Annotated in this window: 16 protein-coding genes; 8 read left to right on the top strand and 8 right to left on the bottom strand. The window is 67.9% G+C overall.

The window, feature by feature from the left end; all coding sequences use genetic code 11:
* Positions 1 to 78 precede the first annotated feature (78 nt).
* Positions 79 to 510 (bottom strand): DUF5318 domain-containing protein, encoded by a 432-nt coding sequence (locus ACFU5V_RS23585; RefSeq protein WP_072947293.1) that lies wholly within the window; start codon positions 508 to 510, stop codon positions 79 to 81.
* Positions 511 to 598: 88 nt separating this feature from the next.
* Between ACFU5V_RS23585 and ACFU5V_RS23580 the strand changes: the two genes are divergently transcribed.
* The 6 genes from ACFU5V_RS23580 (at position 599) to ACFU5V_RS23555 (ending at position 6,335) form a co-directional block, all read left to right on the top strand.
* Positions 599 to 1,453 carry a DUF1707 domain-containing protein gene (locus ACFU5V_RS23580; RefSeq protein ID WP_378702351.1) on the top strand — a complete coding sequence of 285 codons (855 nt, stop codon included), beginning with the start codon at positions 599 to 601 and terminating at the stop codon, positions 1,451 to 1,453.
* A 15-nt stretch (positions 1,454 to 1,468) separates the two neighbouring features.
* Positions 1,469 to 2,293 (top strand): DUF1707 domain-containing protein, encoded by an 825-nt coding sequence (locus tag ACFU5V_RS23575; protein ID WP_378702349.1) that lies wholly within the window; start codon positions 1,469 to 1,471, stop codon positions 2,291 to 2,293.
* Between the two features lie 7 nt (positions 2,294 to 2,300).
* A complete protein-coding gene (locus tag ACFU5V_RS23570) occupies positions 2,301 to 3,092 on the top strand; it encodes a DUF1707 domain-containing protein (RefSeq protein ID WP_378702347.1) in 792 nt (263 codons plus the stop codon).
* A 180-nt stretch (positions 3,093 to 3,272) separates the two neighbouring features.
* Positions 3,273 to 3,830 (top strand): PadR family transcriptional regulator, encoded by a 558-nt coding sequence (locus tag ACFU5V_RS23565; protein WP_012690437.1) that lies wholly within the window; start codon positions 3,273 to 3,275, stop codon positions 3,828 to 3,830.
* A complete protein-coding gene (locus tag ACFU5V_RS23560) occupies positions 3,823 to 4,908 on the top strand; it encodes an inositol-3-phosphate synthase (RefSeq protein WP_012690438.1) in 1,086 nt (361 codons plus the stop codon). Before ACFU5V_RS23565 ends, ACFU5V_RS23560 begins: the two co-directional genes overlap by 8 nt.
* Before the next feature lie 176 nt (positions 4,909 to 5,084).
* Complete coding sequence (locus ACFU5V_RS23555) at positions 5,085 to 6,335, top strand: hypothetical protein (RefSeq protein WP_378702344.1); 1,251 nt, start codon at positions 5,085 to 5,087, stop codon at positions 6,333 to 6,335.
* Here the strand turns inward: ACFU5V_RS23555 and ACFU5V_RS23550 are convergent.
* The 6 genes from ACFU5V_RS23550 to ACFU5V_RS23525 all read right to left on the bottom strand — a co-directional run bounded on the left by ACFU5V_RS23550 (position 6,332) and on the right by ACFU5V_RS23525 (position 13,368).
* Positions 6,332 to 8,554 carry a transglycosylase domain-containing protein gene (locus tag ACFU5V_RS23550; RefSeq protein ID WP_378702342.1) on the bottom strand — a complete coding sequence of 741 codons (2,223 nt, stop codon included), beginning with the start codon at positions 8,552 to 8,554 and terminating at the stop codon, positions 6,332 to 6,334. The genes ACFU5V_RS23555 and ACFU5V_RS23550 overlap by 4 nt on opposite strands.
* A gap of 132 nt (positions 8,555 to 8,686) precedes the next feature.
* Positions 8,687 to 8,878 carry a hypothetical protein gene (locus tag ACFU5V_RS23545; RefSeq protein ID WP_095861518.1) on the bottom strand — a complete coding sequence of 64 codons (192 nt, stop codon included), beginning with the start codon at positions 8,876 to 8,878 and terminating at the stop codon, positions 8,687 to 8,689.
* A 37-nt stretch (positions 8,879 to 8,915) separates the two neighbouring features.
* Positions 8,916 to 9,809, bottom strand: a complete 894-nt coding sequence (locus ACFU5V_RS23540) for a carbohydrate ABC transporter permease (RefSeq protein WP_087555589.1) — start codon at positions 9,807 to 9,809, stop codon at positions 8,916 to 8,918.
* Positions 9,806 to 10,855 carry a carbohydrate ABC transporter permease gene (locus tag ACFU5V_RS23535; protein ID WP_378702340.1) on the bottom strand — a complete coding sequence of 350 codons (1,050 nt, stop codon included), beginning with the start codon at positions 10,853 to 10,855 and terminating at the stop codon, positions 9,806 to 9,808. Before ACFU5V_RS23535 ends, ACFU5V_RS23540 begins: the two co-directional genes overlap by 4 nt.
* A 15-nt stretch (positions 10,856 to 10,870) precedes the next feature.
* The gene (locus tag ACFU5V_RS23530; protein WP_072945193.1) at positions 10,871 to 12,145 is read right to left on the bottom strand and encodes an ABC transporter substrate-binding protein; all 1,275 of its coding nucleotides are present in this window, start codon (positions 12,143 to 12,145) and stop codon (positions 10,871 to 10,873) included.
* Positions 12,146 to 12,294: 149 nt separating this feature from the next.
* Positions 12,295 to 13,368: an ABC transporter ATP-binding protein gene (locus tag ACFU5V_RS23525; protein ID WP_087555586.1), complete on the bottom strand. Its 1,074-nt coding sequence runs from the start codon at positions 13,366 to 13,368 to the stop codon at positions 12,295 to 12,297.
* Positions 13,369 to 13,628: 260 nt separating this feature from the next.
* Between ACFU5V_RS23525 and ACFU5V_RS23520 the strand changes: the two genes are divergently transcribed.
* Positions 13,629 to 14,447 (top strand): DUF2786 domain-containing protein, encoded by an 819-nt coding sequence (locus tag ACFU5V_RS23520; protein ID WP_378702338.1) that lies wholly within the window; start codon positions 13,629 to 13,631, stop codon positions 14,445 to 14,447.
* Positions 14,444 to 14,968 carry a TIGR04338 family metallohydrolase gene (locus ACFU5V_RS23515; RefSeq protein WP_378439088.1) on the top strand — a complete coding sequence of 175 codons (525 nt, stop codon included), beginning with the start codon at positions 14,444 to 14,446 and terminating at the stop codon, positions 14,966 to 14,968. The genes ACFU5V_RS23520 and ACFU5V_RS23515 overlap by 4 nt, the downstream gene beginning before the upstream one ends.
* Here ACFU5V_RS23515 and ACFU5V_RS23510 read toward each other — a convergent pair.
* Positions 14,878 to 16,203: MFS transporter (locus ACFU5V_RS23510; protein WP_378702336.1), on the bottom strand; the 1,326-nt coding region annotated here is incomplete at its 5' end. The two genes, ACFU5V_RS23515 and ACFU5V_RS23510, sit on opposite strands and share 91 nt — an antisense overlap.

The following is a 16,203-nucleotide window of genomic DNA, read 5'->3' as shown; positions in this document are numbered from 1 at the left end:
TCCAGTGGTTGTGGACCGGCTTCAGTCCTGCGTTACGTCTGTGGGCATTCTTCGGCCCGCGTCCGTGTTCGGGCGTGTCTACTCGCTCGCGGTGCGACGGCTCGGAGGCCGAGGCCGTGGCGACGACCGCCTGGGCCGTTTCGGTGCGGGCACGGTACCGAGAACATAGGACTGAACCAAATGGTTCCAGCTGCATGTCCGGCACACCTCGACCACGTGAACCGAGAACTCCTCCTGAGTGGACGCAAGACGCACCAACTCCTCGGCCGTACGAGCCGAACCCGACACCGGGCCCAACTTGTCGCCGAAGACCCAGGAAACCAGAGTCAACTGCTCCTTACGGCAGATCGGGCACACCACGTCACTGCCCTTGCCGTGGAACTTTGCGGCACGAAGCAGGTAGGGGCTGGCGTCGCAGACCTCCTTGACACCCGTCCTGCCCGAGTAGACCTCGGCCAGGAGAGACCGGCGCTGAAGCGCATAGTCCACCACCTGCCGCTGTATCCGCACGGAGACCAGAGTACGTGCGTCGCGTTCGGAGAGAAGGGGTCGGTCGAGTGACGCTGGTCAAACACGGTTACCGCACTACGATGCCGATGTGGCCTCAGGACCGTCCTCGCACACTCGCGCACGTGACCTCGACCGGGTCAACGCGTGCAGCCGACTCGACGCCGCGTACGCCGACGGCCAGCTCGGCGCCGCCGAGTACCACGACCGGTCCGCCCAGGCCCTGTCCGCGAAGACCCTGGCCGAGCTGAACCTGCTGATCAACGACCTGCAGCTGCCCTCGGCGGTCACGGAACAGGCACCCGTCCGGACCCCGGGATCACCCCGCCGCGCGCTGCAGATCGCGGTCGCGTGCGGGGCGGTGATCGCGGTCGGCGCGATCGGTCTCGCGCTCACCGGGCAGGACCGCCCGGACCCCGTCGTCACACCGGTCCCGGCGCAGGTCGAGAAGCCCCTGGTCCAGCCGGAGGTCGCGGTGCCCGCCGTCGAGCCGATCATCGTAGGAGCGGCGCAGCCCCTCACCCAGGACGGGATCCGCGCCCTCTTCGAGCAGTACCGGCAGAAGTTCGGCGACCTCACCGTCCACGAACTGGGGTTGTACGACCAGTACGCGATCCTGTCTCGGACGGCGCTCGACGCCCCCGACAAGGTCGACCGGTACGACTTCCGCGGCGGATTCAAGGCGTCGGGCATCCGCACGCAGCGCCTCCCCGGAACCGGCGAGGTCGACCTCGCCCAGGTCGACGTCCCCGCACTCGTCGCGCTCATCGCCGACGCACCGCGGCTGGTCGGCGTCCCGGACGGCAGCATCGGGCACGTCCTCCTCGCCGACGGCGGCAAGGGACCCGCCATCAACGTGTACGTCTACGACAAGGCCCGGACCGGCGGCGGCTACCTGCGAGCGACCCTCGGCGGCGACGTGTGGCAGGTGAATCCCGCGAACTAGCTCTAAGATCCTCGGGTGGCCAGCCGATACCCGCCGAACACGCGGGCACGTGACGTCGATCGAGCCAACACGTCCGCACTGCTCGACGCCGCGTTCGGCGACGGCCAGATCACCAAGGCCGAGCACCGCGCGATGTCCGAACTCGCCTCGGAGGCCCGCACCCTGGCCGACCTGGACGTTCTGGTCGGTGACCTGCAGCGGCCCGCCGACGCTCCGCCGGACGCCCGGCCCCCGCGCGACACCGCCAGGCCCTGGTTTCCGCTCGCCGTCGCCGCGGTCGCCGTCGTGGCGGCGGTCGGCGCCTTCACCCTCGCCGACGGCGACGACGCAGAGGCCACCGTGACGCCCGTCGCGCAACAGATCGATTTCGATGCCGTCGAACCGCTGGTCGTCGAGACCCCGAACCCCGTGTCCCCCGAGGGCATGACGGTGTTCCTCGACCGGTACCGCGCCAAGTTCGGCGACCTGATCGTCGACGACCTCACCCTCTACGAGGGCGGCCACGCCAGCCTCGAACGCGCACTCCCACTCGAACCGAACCGGATGGTGAGCTACGACTACCGCGGCGGGTTCACCCCCTCCGGAACCCCGACCACCCGGAAGGTCGACACCCCCGTGTTCGACCTGACGACGCTGAACCTGGACAGGATCGGCGGAACGGTCGCGGGCGCTCCGGTGAGCCTGAACGTCCCCGACGGAAAAGTCAGTCACATCTCGTTCCAGACCGACAGCGCCGGCCCCACCGTGTCGATCTACGTGAACAACGAGTTCAGCGAGAGCGGATACATGGAACTCACCCCGTCCGGTGAACCTCTGAGCGTCCGCCCCTTCGGCCGATAGGACGCAGATGCCCAGGACCACACTCGCCGGTATCCGCGCCCGCGACTCCGACCGCGCCGACGCGTGCGGGCTGCTCGACGCCGCCCTCGCCGACGGTCAACTGTCCGCCTCGGAACACGCCGCCCGCACCTCCACGGCGATGCGGGCGAAGACGTTCGACGAACTCGAACGCCTGATCGGGGATCTGCAGATCCCCAGCCGCCTCGCGGCCAGCCCCGTCGTGTCGCCGCGCCGCCGCCGATCGCCCCGGCGATGGGTGTACGCGGCGATCGTCGTTGTCGCCGCGGCCGCCGTCGGCGGCATCGCCGGAGCCATCGCGAACAGCGACCTCGGCCCGTCGAAATCGGTGCCGAATCTGACCACCGGCGCGGGCCTGCACTTCTTCCTCGAGGAGTACCGCGCCGAGTACGGCGACACCGTCGCCGACGACGTCGGCCTCTACCCGGAACACGCCGTCGTCGACCGGCCTGCGTCCGGCAACGCGAGGCAGTCCGATTCCTACCTCTACGACGGCGAGTTCGACGACTGGGGCAGTTCCTCCAGCCGCGCCGCCGACGAAAGGTCCTTCGACCTCGGCACCGTCGACCAGGTCGCGATCGCCGGACTGCTCGCCGGGGCACCCGAAACCCTGCGCGTCCCCGACGGCGCGGTAGAGATCGTGTCCTTCGGCTACGAACCCGGCTCCGACGACGGACCGCCGACCATCTCCATCCACGTGAAGAACGCCGACGGCGACAGCGGGCACATGGTCGTCGGATTCGACGGCGAGCCGTTCGACATCTACCCGTACGAGGACTGAGCGTCCGGGCGACTGTCCCGCCCCCTCGCAACATCGTCGGCGCTTCCGCGTGCCCGGACCAGGGTCGACAACCTGTGACGGCTTGTCCCATGTATCGAGCGGGCGTATCGTCCTATATATCGGTGCGATATAGTTTTGAATCGCATCACACGGTTAGGTCGGGCGACTCAGGGGGTGGACATGCTCGAATTGGCAATTCTCGGGCTGCTCCACGAGTCACCCATGCACGGATACGAGCTACGCAAACGGTTGACGGGACTCCTGGGTGCTTTTCGCGCCTTCTCGTACGGTTCCCTCTACCCGACGCTCCGACGCATGCAGGCCGACGGTTTGATCGCCGAGGACGCAGGTCCTCCGGGGACCGTCAAGCGTCGCGCCCGCCGCGTCTACCAGCTCACGCCGATCGGCAAGGAGCGGTTCAAGGAACTGGTCGCCGACACGGGTCCGCAGAACTACACCGACGATGGATTCGGCGTTCATCTCGCCTTCTTCAGCCGCACCCCCGCCGAGGCGCGGATGCGGATTCTCGAGGGCAGACGACGCCAGGTCGAGGAGCGCCGGGAGGGGCTTCGAGACGCGATCGGCAGAGCGAGCGGCACGCTGGATCGCTACACCAAGCAGCTCCACCAGCTCGGCCTCGAATCCAGTGAGCGTGAAGTGCGCTGGCTCAACGAGCTGATCGCCGCCGAGCAATCGACAGCAACACCTAAGAAAGAAGGAGAACCCGACCATGGGTGAGAACAGCACCGCGGTGCGCGTAGCCATTGTGGGCGTGGGGAACTGTGCCTCGTCCTTGGTTCAGGGCGTGCAGTACTACAAGGACGCCGACGAGACGGCGACCGTTCCCGGCCTCATGCACGTCAAGTTCGGCAAGTACCACGTGCGCGACGTGCAGTTCGTCGCCGCGTTCGACGTCGACGCCAAGAAGGTCGGATTCGACCTGTCCGAGGCCATCTTCGCCAGCGAGAACAACACCATCAAGATCGCCGACGTCCCGCCGGCCGACGTTCCGGTGCTCCGCGGCCCCACCCTCGACGGCATCGGCAAGTACTACGCCGAGACCATCGAGATCTCCGAGGCCGAGCCCGTCGACGTCGTCAAGGCTCTGAAGGACGCCAAGGTCGACGTGCTGGTCTCGTACCTGCCCGTGGGTTCCGAGGACGCCGACAAGTTCTACGCCCAGTGCGCCATCGACGCGGGTGTCGCGTTCGTCAACGCCCTGCCCGTCTTCATCGCGTCCGACCCCGAGTGGGCCGCGAAGTTCAAGGACGCCGGCGTCCCGATCGTCGGTGACGACATCAAGTCGCAGGTCGGCGCCACCATCACCCACCGCGTGATGGCGAAGCTGTTCGAAGACCGCGGCGTGCAGCTCGACCGCACGATGCAGCTGAACGTCGGCGGCAACATGGACTTCAAGAACATGCTCGAGCGCGACCGCCTGGAGTCGAAGAAGATCTCCAAGACGCAGGCCGTGACGTCGAACCTGACCCGCGACCTCGGCCCGGGCAACGTGCACATCGGCCCGTCGGACCACGTCGGCTGGCTCGACGACCGCAAGTGGGCGTACGTCCGCCTCGAGGGCCGCGCGTTCGGTGACGTTCCGCTGAACCTGGAGTACAAGCTCGAGGTCTGGGACTCCCCGAACTCGGCAGGCATCATCATCGACGCCGTCCGCGCAGCCAAGATCGCCAAGGACCGCGGCATCGGCGGACCCGTCTACCCGGCGTCCGCGTACCTGATGAAGTCCCCGCCGGTCCAGATGGCGGACGACAAGGCTCGCGCCGAGCTCGAGGCGTTCATCATCGACGCGGAGTAATCCAGCTTTACCGAGCACATAGGTCGCTCAGCTCCCGGGCACATAGGTCGCTCAGCTCCCGGCGAATGCACCTTTCGTCGTCTTCACGGCGACGAAAGGTGCATTCGCCTTTGTGTTCGACTTCTTGTCAGACCCTCCCTCTACGGTGACACCCAGGATTCATCGAGGGAGGCGTGATGTCCGACAACACTTTCGATCGCGAGATCGACGACGCCTGGACCGAGCTCCAGGACCGTCTGACCGGCTACGTGCACGCGATGGAGGACGACGACGAACTGGTGCTGCAGTCGCAGTACGACAGCGTCGACGAGGGCCTCGTCGAGACCGCCGCGTGTGTGCGGTTCTTCGCCTGGGCCGGCGACAAGGTGCGGTGCGAGGTACCGTCCAACCGCTTCCTGCACCCGGCGCGGGCACTCACCGCGGAGGAGCACGATCGGCTGATCGAACTCGGCTGGAACCGCCCCGACCTGTGCGAGCACGCCGATCAGGGCAACGGTTCCGCGTCGTACTACCTCGACGCCGACCGGGAGGACGCCCACCTGCTGGCGTCGATGACCGTCGCCGTGTTCCGGGAGATCTGGGACCTTCTGCACCCCTCGTTCCTGAAGGCGATCACCGGCGGCCGGGACGAGACCGCCGAGTTCGGTACCGCCGACGTCCCCGCTCAGCTGCGCGACGGCACCGGATTGCGCGACCGTGTCGACGCCGCGGTCGAGGCCATGCTCGAACAGGAGCCGGGCAAGGACGCGGACGGCGACATCCTCGTGTGGGTCGGCGACCTCCCCACGTATGTGCGGGTCATCGAGGAGGACGCCCGGGTCGAGGTGTTCGCGCGCGTGGTCCACACGATCAGCGACCGCACGCGCACGGCGGAGGCGCTCGCCGACCTCAACCGCCAGTGGCCCGACATCAAGTTCCTGCTCATCGTCGACAACGTGGTCGCCGTCATGCGCGTCGACGGATCACCGTTCGTCGCCGATCACCTGGTGTCGGTGTTCCGGATGTTCGAGCATTTCGTGGACACCGTCGACGACGCGTTCGCCGAAAGGCTTGGCGGCAAACTCAATTCCACACCCGACGCCACCGCCGCGTCCGCCGAACACGAATGCGCGGACGAGTTCCCCGCCGCCCTCGTGACCCTGATCCACCTCGACTCCGAGAGCGGCCTCGACCCCGACGACGTCGCGGAAATCTGCGGACGCGACCGCGACACCATCCTCGAATTCCTCCGCCTGTGCTCCGAGCAGGAGATCGAGTGGCGTCACAACGCCGAACTCGCCCGCGAGGAGGAACCCGAAGAGGCCGACATGTGCGAGGACGAGGCGAGGGCGTGGGCGAAGACGAAGGAAAGCCTCCGCGCCGCGCTGCGAGTTGTGGTGCTGCCGCACCGAACTCCGCCGCGAGGCGGGTTCCAGAACCTCGGCTAACCCGGCAACGGGATGATGACGCCCGGCAGGATTTCGATCTGGGTCGGCGCCGGGACGGGTGCAGGCACCGGCGGAACAGGCGGCACCGGGACGGCCGCCGGGGGCGGAACCTCGACGGGTGCGGGTGTGGGCGCGCCGGGTGGCGGGACGGCCCCGCTGGTACCGGGAGTCGTTCCGTCGCCACCGGTTTGACCGCTCCACGTCGGCACGCCGGCCTGACCGCCGATCGGGTCTGGCCACGGGAAGTCTTCCCAATCGGTGTCGTCGAGTGCGCCGTCCATCGTGTCCTTCCAGATGTCCGACGGCAGACCCGAACCGTAGATCAGCCCGCCCCAGCTGTTGTTGATGGCGGTGGCGTCGGCCTTACCGATCCACACCGCCGTCGACAGCGACGGCGTGTAGCCGACCATCCAGGCGTCCTTGTTCTCACCGGTGTCGCCGAGTTGCGCCGTGCCGGTCTTCGCCGCGGACGGGCGTCCCCCCGCCAGCGCGTGGCCCCGCGAGTACGAGGCGATCGGCATCAGTGCCTGGCTGATGTTGTCGGCGACGGCCGCGTCGAGTCGCTGCTCGCCGGGGCTGGGCGCCCGGTCGAGGAGCACGACACCGTCGGCGGTCACCACGCGCTGCACGAAATACGGCTGGTGATACACCCCGGATGCCGCGAGCGTCGCATACGCGGACGCCATGTCGATCGGTCGCGACAGGTACTGGCCGAGGACGATGCCGCCCTCCGGTTCGCCGCCGTTCTCACTGAGCGTCTTGCCCTGCACCCCGGGAATGAAGTCCGGGATGCCCGCCTTGTGGGCGGCGTCGGCGATGGCCTGCGGGCCGTTGTCCATCGACATCATCAACCGGTAGAAGCTCGTGTTCAGCGACCGCTTCGTCGCCTCCGCGATGGTGCACGTGCCGCAGGATTCGCCCTCGACGTTGCCGATCTGCACACTGCCGACGGTCAGCGGAGCACTGCTGAACCGGGCCGACAGGGGGATGCCCTGATCGAGAGCGGCGGCCAGGCCGAAGACCTTGAACGACGACCCCGTCTGCAGCGGCGCCTGCGCGTAGTCGAAGCCGGCGCCGTCCTCGCCGCCGTAATACGCGCGCACACCGCCGGTGCGCGGGTCGATGGACACGACCGCGGTCCGCAGCGCCGGATCCTCACCCTCCAGGTTGTCGTGGACGGCGTCGATCGCGGACTGCTGCGCCTTCGGATCGATCGTGGTGGTGATCTGCAGGCCCTCCGTGTTGAGGGTCTGCTCGGAGATCCCCGCATCCGACAACTCGCGCAGCACCTGGTTGCGGATCAGGCCGTCGGGGCCGGGCGCGGAGTTGGCGTCGGTGGGCCGGTTGGACGGCGCCGTGACCGGGAACTCCGCGGCACCGCGATCCTGCTGACTCAGCACACCCATCGAGACCATGCCGTCGAGCACGTAGTTCCACCGCGCCTGCAACTGGTCGAGATTCGCTTCCGGGTCTAGGTACGACGGACTCTGGATCACCGAGGCGAGCACCGCGCCTTCGGCGACGGTGAGGTCGGCGACCGGCTTGTCGAAGTACGCGCGCGACGCCGCCTCGATGCCGTACGCGCCGCGACCGAAGTAGATGGTGTTGAGGTAGGCGGCGAGGATCTCGTCCTTGGACCACTCGCGGGCCATCTTGGTGGAGATCACGAGTTCCCGCATCTTGCGGTACACGTTGCGGTCCGCGCCGACCAGCACGTTCTTGACGTACTGCTGCGTGATCGTCGACCCGCCACCCGCGCTTTCCTTGCCGAGGACGTTGTCGCGGGCGGCGCGCATGAAACCGGTGACAGAGAACCCGGGGTTGGAGTAGAAGTTGCGGTCCTCCGCCGACAGGACGGCATCGCGGACGTGCTGGGGGATGGCGTCGAGCGCGATCTCGGTGCGGTTACCCTCCGGCGGGATCACCTTGGTCAGCTCGGTGGTGCCGTCGGCGGCGAAGACGGTCGCCACCTGGTTGGTCTTCATGTCCGACGGCCGCGGGACCTCGGCGCGAATGTAACTGACCAGGAAGACGACGAGCGGGATGACCAGCAGCAACGCGATCACGACCAGGCTCACCCGGCGGACCGTACGCCAGCGGGTGCGCTTCTTCTTCCCGTCCGGTGGTGGGGTGGTCGTCTCGGCCGAACCGTCGTCTGCGGGCGGTGTGTCTCCCGGATCGGAGGCACGATTGTCCGTCGCGTCGTTGCCAGAACTCACTTACACACTCCCGGTCAGTTATCCGGTCACGGAGGATCGTCGCACCCACCCGTACGTATGTTATGTGAACGACCCTGGACGTGGCGTGCGGCGCGCTATCGCCCAGCAACTATCCGTACCGACCGGACTGTTTCAGCGCACCCGCTTCCGGGCGGTGATCGCCAGCCCCGACAGCACCAAACACCCGAGCAACACCAGCGCGGGAGTGACACCGGGGTCGCCGCGGAACACCTCGACGACCGCGGCGACGAACGCCATCACCGTGAAGAACCCGAGGATCCCGATCAGAACCTCGAGCCGCTGCCGCTTCGCCACCGGATGCATCCCGCGCTCCGTCACATTCCCTCGCTCCGCTCGACCGTCAACTCTTCACGCCGCCGGCCGTCAGGCCCGACACGATGCGCCGCTGGAACAGCAGCACCATGATCACCAGCGGAATGGTGACGATCGTGCCCGCCGCCATGATCGCCGCATACGGCACGACGTGCGGGTCGTTGCCGGAGAACCGGGCGATCGCGACCGTGACGGGTTCGGTGGCGTCGCTGGAGAGCTGGCTGGCCAGCAGGTACTCGTTGACGGTCGCGATGAACGCGAGGATAGCTGTGGTGAACAGGGCCGGCGCCGCGAGCGGCAGCATCACCAGCCGGAACGCCTGACCGCGGCTGGCGCCGTCGATGCGGGCCGCCTCCTCGAGTTCCCAGGGAAGTTCCTTGAAGAACGACGTCAGCGTGTAGATGGTGAGCGGCAGGACGAACGAGATGTTCGGGATGATCATCGCCTGGTACGTGCCGATCCAGCCGATGTTCGTGAACAGCTGGAACAGCGGGGTGACCAGGGCGACGACGGGGAACATCGACGCCCCGAGCACGATGCCGACCACCACGTACTTGAACCGGAACTCGATGCGGGCCAGCGCGTAGGCGGTGAAGATGCCGACGGCCAGGGCAATGACCGTGGTGATTCCGCCGATGATCATGCTGTTGACGACGGCGCGGGTGAAGTTGTTGCCGCTGCTCGTCGACAGTGCGTTCTGGAAGTTCTCGAGCGTGACGTGTGTGGGCCACGGGGTGGTGTCGAACGTGTAGTCCGGGTCGCGGAACGCCGTCACCATCATCCAGTAGAACGGCGCGAGCCCCCAGACCAGGATGATCGCGACACCGATGTAGATGCGGGAGTTCTTGAACGCGAGCCGCGTCGGACGGTTGCGGGCGGGGGGTTTGCTCGGGAGTTCGAGTTCCGGGGCGCGGTGGGTCACGGCTTCGGCCCCTTTCGCTGGGCTTCCTGAGTTTCGACGGCGTTGGCGCCGAGGAACTTCACGAGCACGAATGCCACCGCGAAGATCAGGAGGAACGTGATGGTCGAGAGTGCGGACGCGCTGTTGAACCCTTGCCGCACCTGGTCGACGACGAGGATCGACACCGTCGTGGTGGCCGGGTTGCCGCCGGTCAGGATGGCGGGCAGGTCGTACATGCGCAGGGCGTCCATCGTGCGGAACAGGATCGCGACCATCAGCGCCGGCTTCACCAGCGGGAGCGTGATCTGCCGGAACCGCTGCCAGGCGGAGGCGCCGTCGACGCGCGCCGCCTCGTACACGTCCTGCGGGATCATCTGCAGGCCGGCGAGGATCAGCAGGGCCATGAACGGGGTGGTCTTCCAGACGTCCGAGATGATCACCGCGAACCGGGCCGGCCAGGCGTCCGACGTCCACAGGATCTCGGTGCCGAGGAGGCGGTTGGCGATGCCGTCGTAGGCGAAGATGAAGTACCAGAGTTTGGCGGTGACCGCGGTCGGGATGGCCCACGGGATCAGGACCGCGGCGCGCAGCAGGGCGCGGCCCTTGAACGTCTTGCCCATGATGATCGCCATCCACAGGCCGATCGCGACCTCGAGAGTCACCGTGACGACCGTGAAGAACGCGGTGTTCCCGACGGCCGACCAGAACTGGGAACCGAGCGTGCCGGGCGGGCACGCCATCGCCACCCCGCTCGGGGACGTGCACTGCTGCAGAATCCAGTGCGTGTAATTGGTGAGTCCGGCCCAGCCGCCCTCGACGAACATGCCGGTCGACGGATCGAGTCCCGCGTCCTTCTGGAACGACATCACCACTGCCCGGACCACCGGGTAGCCGATGACGACGGCCAGCACGACGAGCGTCGGGACGATCAACATCCACGCGCGACGACCGCTCAGCCCGGAGCTTCGCGTGTTCACGCTCTTCTCACGCGAACCGCGGCCGGGGTCGGAACCCCCGGCCGCGGTGCGGGCCGGCGCTCCACTGGTGGTCCCAGTCGGAACGGCCATGTTCACTCCTGTGCTCTACGAGCCTGCGGACTGGATACCGGACTGCATGTCCGTGATCGCCTGATCCACCGACTTCTCACCCTTGATGGCAGCGTAGGCGTTGTCCTGCACGGCCTTCGACACCGCCGGGTAGAACGGCGTGACCGGGCGGGGGACGGCGTTCTCGATCGACACCTTCAGCGTCGGCATGAACGGGAACGCCGCGATGATCTCCGGGTCGTCGTACAGTGCGGCGCGGACCGGCGGCAGCGAGCCCATGGCGATGATCCGCTGCGCCTGCTCACCCTGCAGGAAGGTCAGGAAGTCGCGGGCCGTCGCCTTGTTCTCGGAGTACGCGCTGATGGCCGCGTTGTAGCCGCCGAGCGTCGAGGCGCCGATGCCGTCCTTGCCGGGCAGCGGGGCGACCGCGTACTTGCCCTTGACCGCGGACGAATCCTTGTCGGCGGTGCCGTACACGTACGGCCAGTTGCGCAGGAACAGCGACTTGCCGTCCTCGAACGCCTTCTGGCTCTCGGGCTCCTTGAACGTGGTGTCCTGCGCCGGGATGTCGCCGTTCTTGAAGTTGTCGACCAGCACCTGCAGACCGGCGCGGGCCTCGGGGCTGTCGACCGTGGGGGTCTTGCCGTCTTCACCGACGAACGAGCCGCCGTAGGCGTTGATGACCTCGGCGGTGTTCACCGTCAGGCCCTCGTACGGTGCGAACTGACCGGCGTAGCAGTCGATGTTGTTGGTCTTCGCGACCTCACACGCGGCGGCCAGCTCGGTCCACGTCTTCGGTGCGGCGGGCAGCAGGTCGCTGCGGTAGTACAGCAGGCCGCCGTTGGTGTTCTTCGGCGCCGCGTACTGGGTGCCGTTGTAGGTGGCGCTGTCGACCGTGGCGGGGAGGATTCCGGTGTTGTCCACCGCGAACTCGCCGGTCAGCGGCTGCAGCCAGCCCTTCGCCGCGAACTCCGCGGTCCAGGGGACGTCGAGTGCGACGACGTCGTAGTCGGACTGCTTGGCCTGCAGGTGCTGGACCAGGTCGTCGTGCGCCTGATCGGCGTCGTTCGACTGCTCCTTGAACGTCACCTGCTCGTCCGGGTGCTCGGCGTTCCATGCGTCGATGATCTGGCGGACGACACCGGTCTCGGTGGTGTCCTTGCCCTCGACGTACGTGATGGGTCCGCGACCGTCGAGGTTCTCCGACGTGGAATCGCTGCCGCTGTCGCTCGAGCAAGCGGTGAGCGTGACCAGCGAGGCGGCGGTGGCAAACACCGCGGCGCGCCGGACCGCTCTCGAAATCTGAACCATGGAGTCTCCCCGTGGGTAAAGGTGGATGAACCCCGCCACGGTGCGACGAGATTTCGCGGCACCGCTGCGGCGTCGGAACATACTGTGGCATGGAACACCGTCGAAGTCCGGCATTACCCCCGACCTGAATCGGTCAGGAGACGCCGCGATCAGCTGAGCCGGTAGCCCTCGGACGCCGAGAACAGGTGCACCTGCGACGGGTCGACGTGCAGTTTCACCAGGTCACCCTTGCGGGGCGGGTTCCGCCAGTCGGCCCGGGCCACCAACTGCTGCGTCTCCCCGTTGACGGTGCTGCGGCCGTAGATGTAGGCGTCGGATCCGAGTTCCTCCACCACCGCCACCTCCATCGGGATGCCGGTGGTCGACAGTTCCAGGTGCTCCGGGCGGATCCCGACGACCACCTGACGCTCGTCCGTGTCGGAACGCAGCTGCCGGGGCAGCGGGATGGTCGCGTCGCCGAGCAGCACCCCGTCCGGAGTGATCGGCAGCGTGAAGAGGTTCATCGACGGCGACCCCATGAAACCGGCGACGAACACGTTCGCCGGCCGGTTGTAGAGGTCGCGCGGCGACGCGCACTGCTGCAGCACCCCGTCCTTCAGCACGGCCACCCGATCACCCATGGTCATGGCCTCGACCTGGTCGTGCGTCACGTACACCATCGTCGTCTCGAGGCGCCGCTGCAGCTGCGCGATCTGGGTGCGCGTCTGCACCCGGAGCTTGGCGTCGAGGTTGGACAGCGGCTCGTCCATCAGGAACACCTGCGGCTGCCGGACGATGGCGCGGCCCATCGCGACGCGCTGCCGCTGACCGCCGGACAGCGCCTTCGGCTTGCGGTCCAGGTACGGCTCGAGGTCGAGGAGTTTCGCCGTCTCCTCGACGCGTGTGCGGATGTCGTCCTTCGCGGCGCCGGCGAGCTTGAGCGCGAAACCCATGTTCTCGGCCACCGACATGTGCGGGTACAGCGCATAGTTCTGGAACACCATCGCGATGTCGCGTTCCTTGGGTTCCTGCGTGGTGACGTCGCGGTCACCGATGAGGATCCGCCCGCTGTGGACGTCCTCGAGCCCGGCCAGCATCCGCAGCGACGTCGACTTGCCGCAGCCGGACGGGCCGACGAGGACCAGGAACTCGCCGTCCTCGATCTTCAGGTCGAGCGTGTCGACGGCCGGCTTGTCCGAGCCGGGGAACAGGCAGGTGGCACCGTCATAGGTCACTGTGGCCATGAACGTCGAAGTCCCTTCTACCCGGCGCCGCGCTCAGGTGCGTGAGAATGTACCTGTTGACACACTTTCTCACTCACCTGTGGGTTGGTCCGGTACGAATTCCCCTCGGTCCGAATCATGTTGGTCGCATTTCATGTACAGGTTTCTCCACAGCTGGGGATGAACGCCGTCATGAAACGGGGGCGTGGCGGCTGCGCCGCCCGTGCGCGGTTGAGGAGTGTCAGGACTCGTCAACCGCGCACGGGCGATAGCCTGCCCTGGTGAGTTCCGACAAGATGCTGACCCGCATCGGCGGGCTCCTCCGACAGGCGGAATCCACCGACAACCCGCACGAGGGCGAGGCCTTCATGGCGGCGGCCCAGCGGCTCGCCACCGCCTCCTCGATCGACCTCGCGGTGGCGCGCGCCCACGCGGCGGGCCGGGAGAAGCGGGCGACGCCCACGCAACGGCTGATCACGATCGGTGAACCCGGCAAGAAGGGTCTGCGCACGTACGCGCAGCTGTTCCTGGTGATCGCCGCCGCCAACGACGTACAGTGCGACATCGCCCAGACGTCGGCCGTCATCTACGCGTACGGGTTCGCCGGCGACATCGACGTCTGCGAGGCCCTGTACGCGAGCCTGCTGATCCAGATGGTCCGGGCGTCGGACGCCTACATCAAGTCCGGCGAGTACCGCGACGAGACGACGGTCCGGACGCGGGTCGAGACGCGTGGACGCCGCCGGGTCGCGACGCGGGTGCGACGCCCCGTCGCCGGCGTCACCGCCCGGTTGAACTTTCAGCTGGCCTACGCCGCGCGGATCGGGCAGCGCCTCGCCGACGCCAAGAAGGAGGCCGAGGAGCAGGCGGTGTCGGTGCCGGAGTCGTCGGCGGAGACGGCGCTGGTCCTGCGCGACAAGCAGCTCGAACTGAAGGACTACTACTCGGAGAACTCGCAGGCCCGCGGCACGTGGCGCGGCGGCCGGGCGTCCGCCGGACATTCGTCGAGTGCACAGCGGGCGGGGGATCGCGCCGCCCGGACCGCCCGGTTGAGCAACTTCCCCGAACTGCCTGTCGCGCGCAGGCAGATCCCGTCGTGAAGCGGCCCCGCGACACTCAGCGCACCGCCGTGTACGACGCGGAGGCGTTGGTGCGCACCATGTTCGACCGCGCCGACGAACGCGGGCTGAGGGTCGTCGACGTCCTGGGGTCGCAGGTGACGCTGCCGGTGGAACGCAAGTTCGCGTCCATCGATTCGGTGCAGGACTACGTCGACCGGGTGCTCGCCCTGAACTGGGTGCGATCCACGTGGACGCGGGCGGCCACCCCGATCCACGTCCGGGCGAGGTCGGGCAACAAGGCCGCGCACTACGAAAGCGATTGCGCGACAATCGCGGTACCCGAGCACCGGAACGGCAGCGCCTGGGCGTTCCGCGAACTGGTGGTGCTGCACGAGATCGCCCACCACCTCGACCCGTCCGATCCCGATTACCCGACGGTCGCGCCGCACGGACCGGAATACGTGGACCGCTACCTCACCCTGGTCGGGGAGATCATCGGCCCCGAGGCGGCGTTCGTCCTGCGGACCATGCTCCTCGCAGGCGGGGTGCGGCTGAACTGACGCCCGGACGCCGCTTCCTCGTCCGTGCCGGAGACGATCGGCGGCAGATGCCGGAAGTACACGGCGTCGACGACGGCGACCAGCAACGCGATCGCGGCGGCGACCCACCCGACGACGTGGACGCTGGAGGTGAAGGCCTCGCGGGCGGAGTCGAGCAGCGCGGCGCCGCCTGGACCGAGTTGCGCCGCCGAATTCGCGGCGCCGGCAAGGCTTTCACGCGCCCCGTCCGCCAGCTCACCGGGAACGTCCGGGGCGATGGCCAGCTGGGTGCGGTACACGAGCGCGCCGAGACTGCCCACGACGGCGAGCCCGATGGCGTATCCGAACTCGGCACTCGTCTCGGACATCGCGGCCGCCGAACCGGCTTTCGCGCTGGGCACCGAGCCGACGACGATCCCGGTGCCGAGCGTGACGAGCGGCCCGCATCCGAGGTTCACGCCCGCCAGTCCGGCGATGATCGCGACCAGCCCGCCGTCCGCGTCGGCGTGCGTGTAGAGGAAGCATCCCGCCGCGGCGACGACCATGCCGCCGGAGATCGCGAACGCCGGCCGGACGCGTTGCGCGAGTAGCGGAGCCCCACCGAAACTCACGATCGCCGCGAGCGCCGCCGGCAGCATCGCGAAGCCCGCCTGCAGCGGTGTGAGACCGGCGACGAGTTGCAGGAACTGGGCGGTGAAGAACATCAGCGATCCGATGACGGTCACGAGCATCATGCTGATCACGACGGTCGTGAACGCACGGTTGCGGAAGAGCGTCAGATCGACGAGCGGGTCGTCGAGGCGCCTCTGCCTGCGCACGAAGACCCACCCGAACGCGACACCGACGACCACTGCGAGAGCGGAGGTCGTGGCCCAGCCGTGACTGGCGAACTCCTTAAGCCCGAACACCGCGGGCAGGATCGCGGCGAGCGACAGGGCGACGCTGGTCAGGTCGACGCGACCTGCCGCCCGGTCGCGTTCCTCGGGCAGCAGAATCGGGCCGAGGACGAGCAGCAGGACCATCGCCGGCACACCGAGGAGGAACACCGAACCCCACCAGAAGTGCTCGAGCATGAAACCGCCGACGACGGGTCCGGCGGCGGCGCCGCCCATGAATCCGATCATCCACAGTCCGATCGCCACCGACCGCTGCCGGGCGTCGCGGAACATCGTGCTGATCAGGCCGAGCGTCGACGGTGCCAGGGTCGCCCCGGCGATGCCGAGCAGGGCGCGTGCGGCGATGAGCATCTCCGGACT

Origin of the sequence: Rhodococcus sp. NPDC057529 (assembly GCF_042802055.1) — a bacterium.
Taxonomy (GTDB): Bacteria; Actinomycetota; Actinomycetes; order Mycobacteriales; family Mycobacteriaceae; genus Rhodococcus_F.
This window is presented reverse-complemented; position numbering and strand designations above follow the sequence as displayed.

Bases quoted from the DNA above. Each gene is read 5' to 3' on its own strand.
- ACFU5V_RS23545 (WP_095861518.1), bottom strand. From the start codon at position 8,878: ATGCATCCGGTGGCGAAGCGGCAGCGGCTCGAGGTTCTGATCGGGATC.
- ACFU5V_RS23535 (WP_378702340.1), bottom strand. From the start codon at position 10,855: ATGGCCGTTCCGACTGGGACCACCAGTGGAGCGCCGGCCCGCACCGCG.
- ACFU5V_RS23570 (WP_378702347.1), top strand. From the start codon at position 2,301: ATGCCCAGGACCACACTCGCCGGTATCCGCGCCCGCGACTCCGACCGC.
- ACFU5V_RS23530 (WP_072945193.1), bottom strand. From the start codon at position 12,145: ATGGTTCAGATTTCGAGAGCGGTCCGGCGCGCCGCGGTGTTTGCCACC.
- ACFU5V_RS23555 (WP_378702344.1), top strand. From the start codon at position 5,085: ATGTCCGACAACACTTTCGATCGCGAGATCGACGACGCCTGGACCGAG.
- ACFU5V_RS23560 (WP_012690438.1), top strand. From the start codon at position 3,823: ATGGGTGAGAACAGCACCGCGGTGCGCGTAGCCATTGTGGGCGTGGGG.
- ACFU5V_RS23525 (WP_087555586.1), bottom strand. From the start codon at position 13,368: ATGGCCACAGTGACCTATGACGGTGCCACCTGCCTGTTCCCCGGCTCG.
- ACFU5V_RS23565 (WP_012690437.1), top strand. From the start codon at position 3,273: ATGCTCGAATTGGCAATTCTCGGGCTGCTCCACGAGTCACCCATGCAC.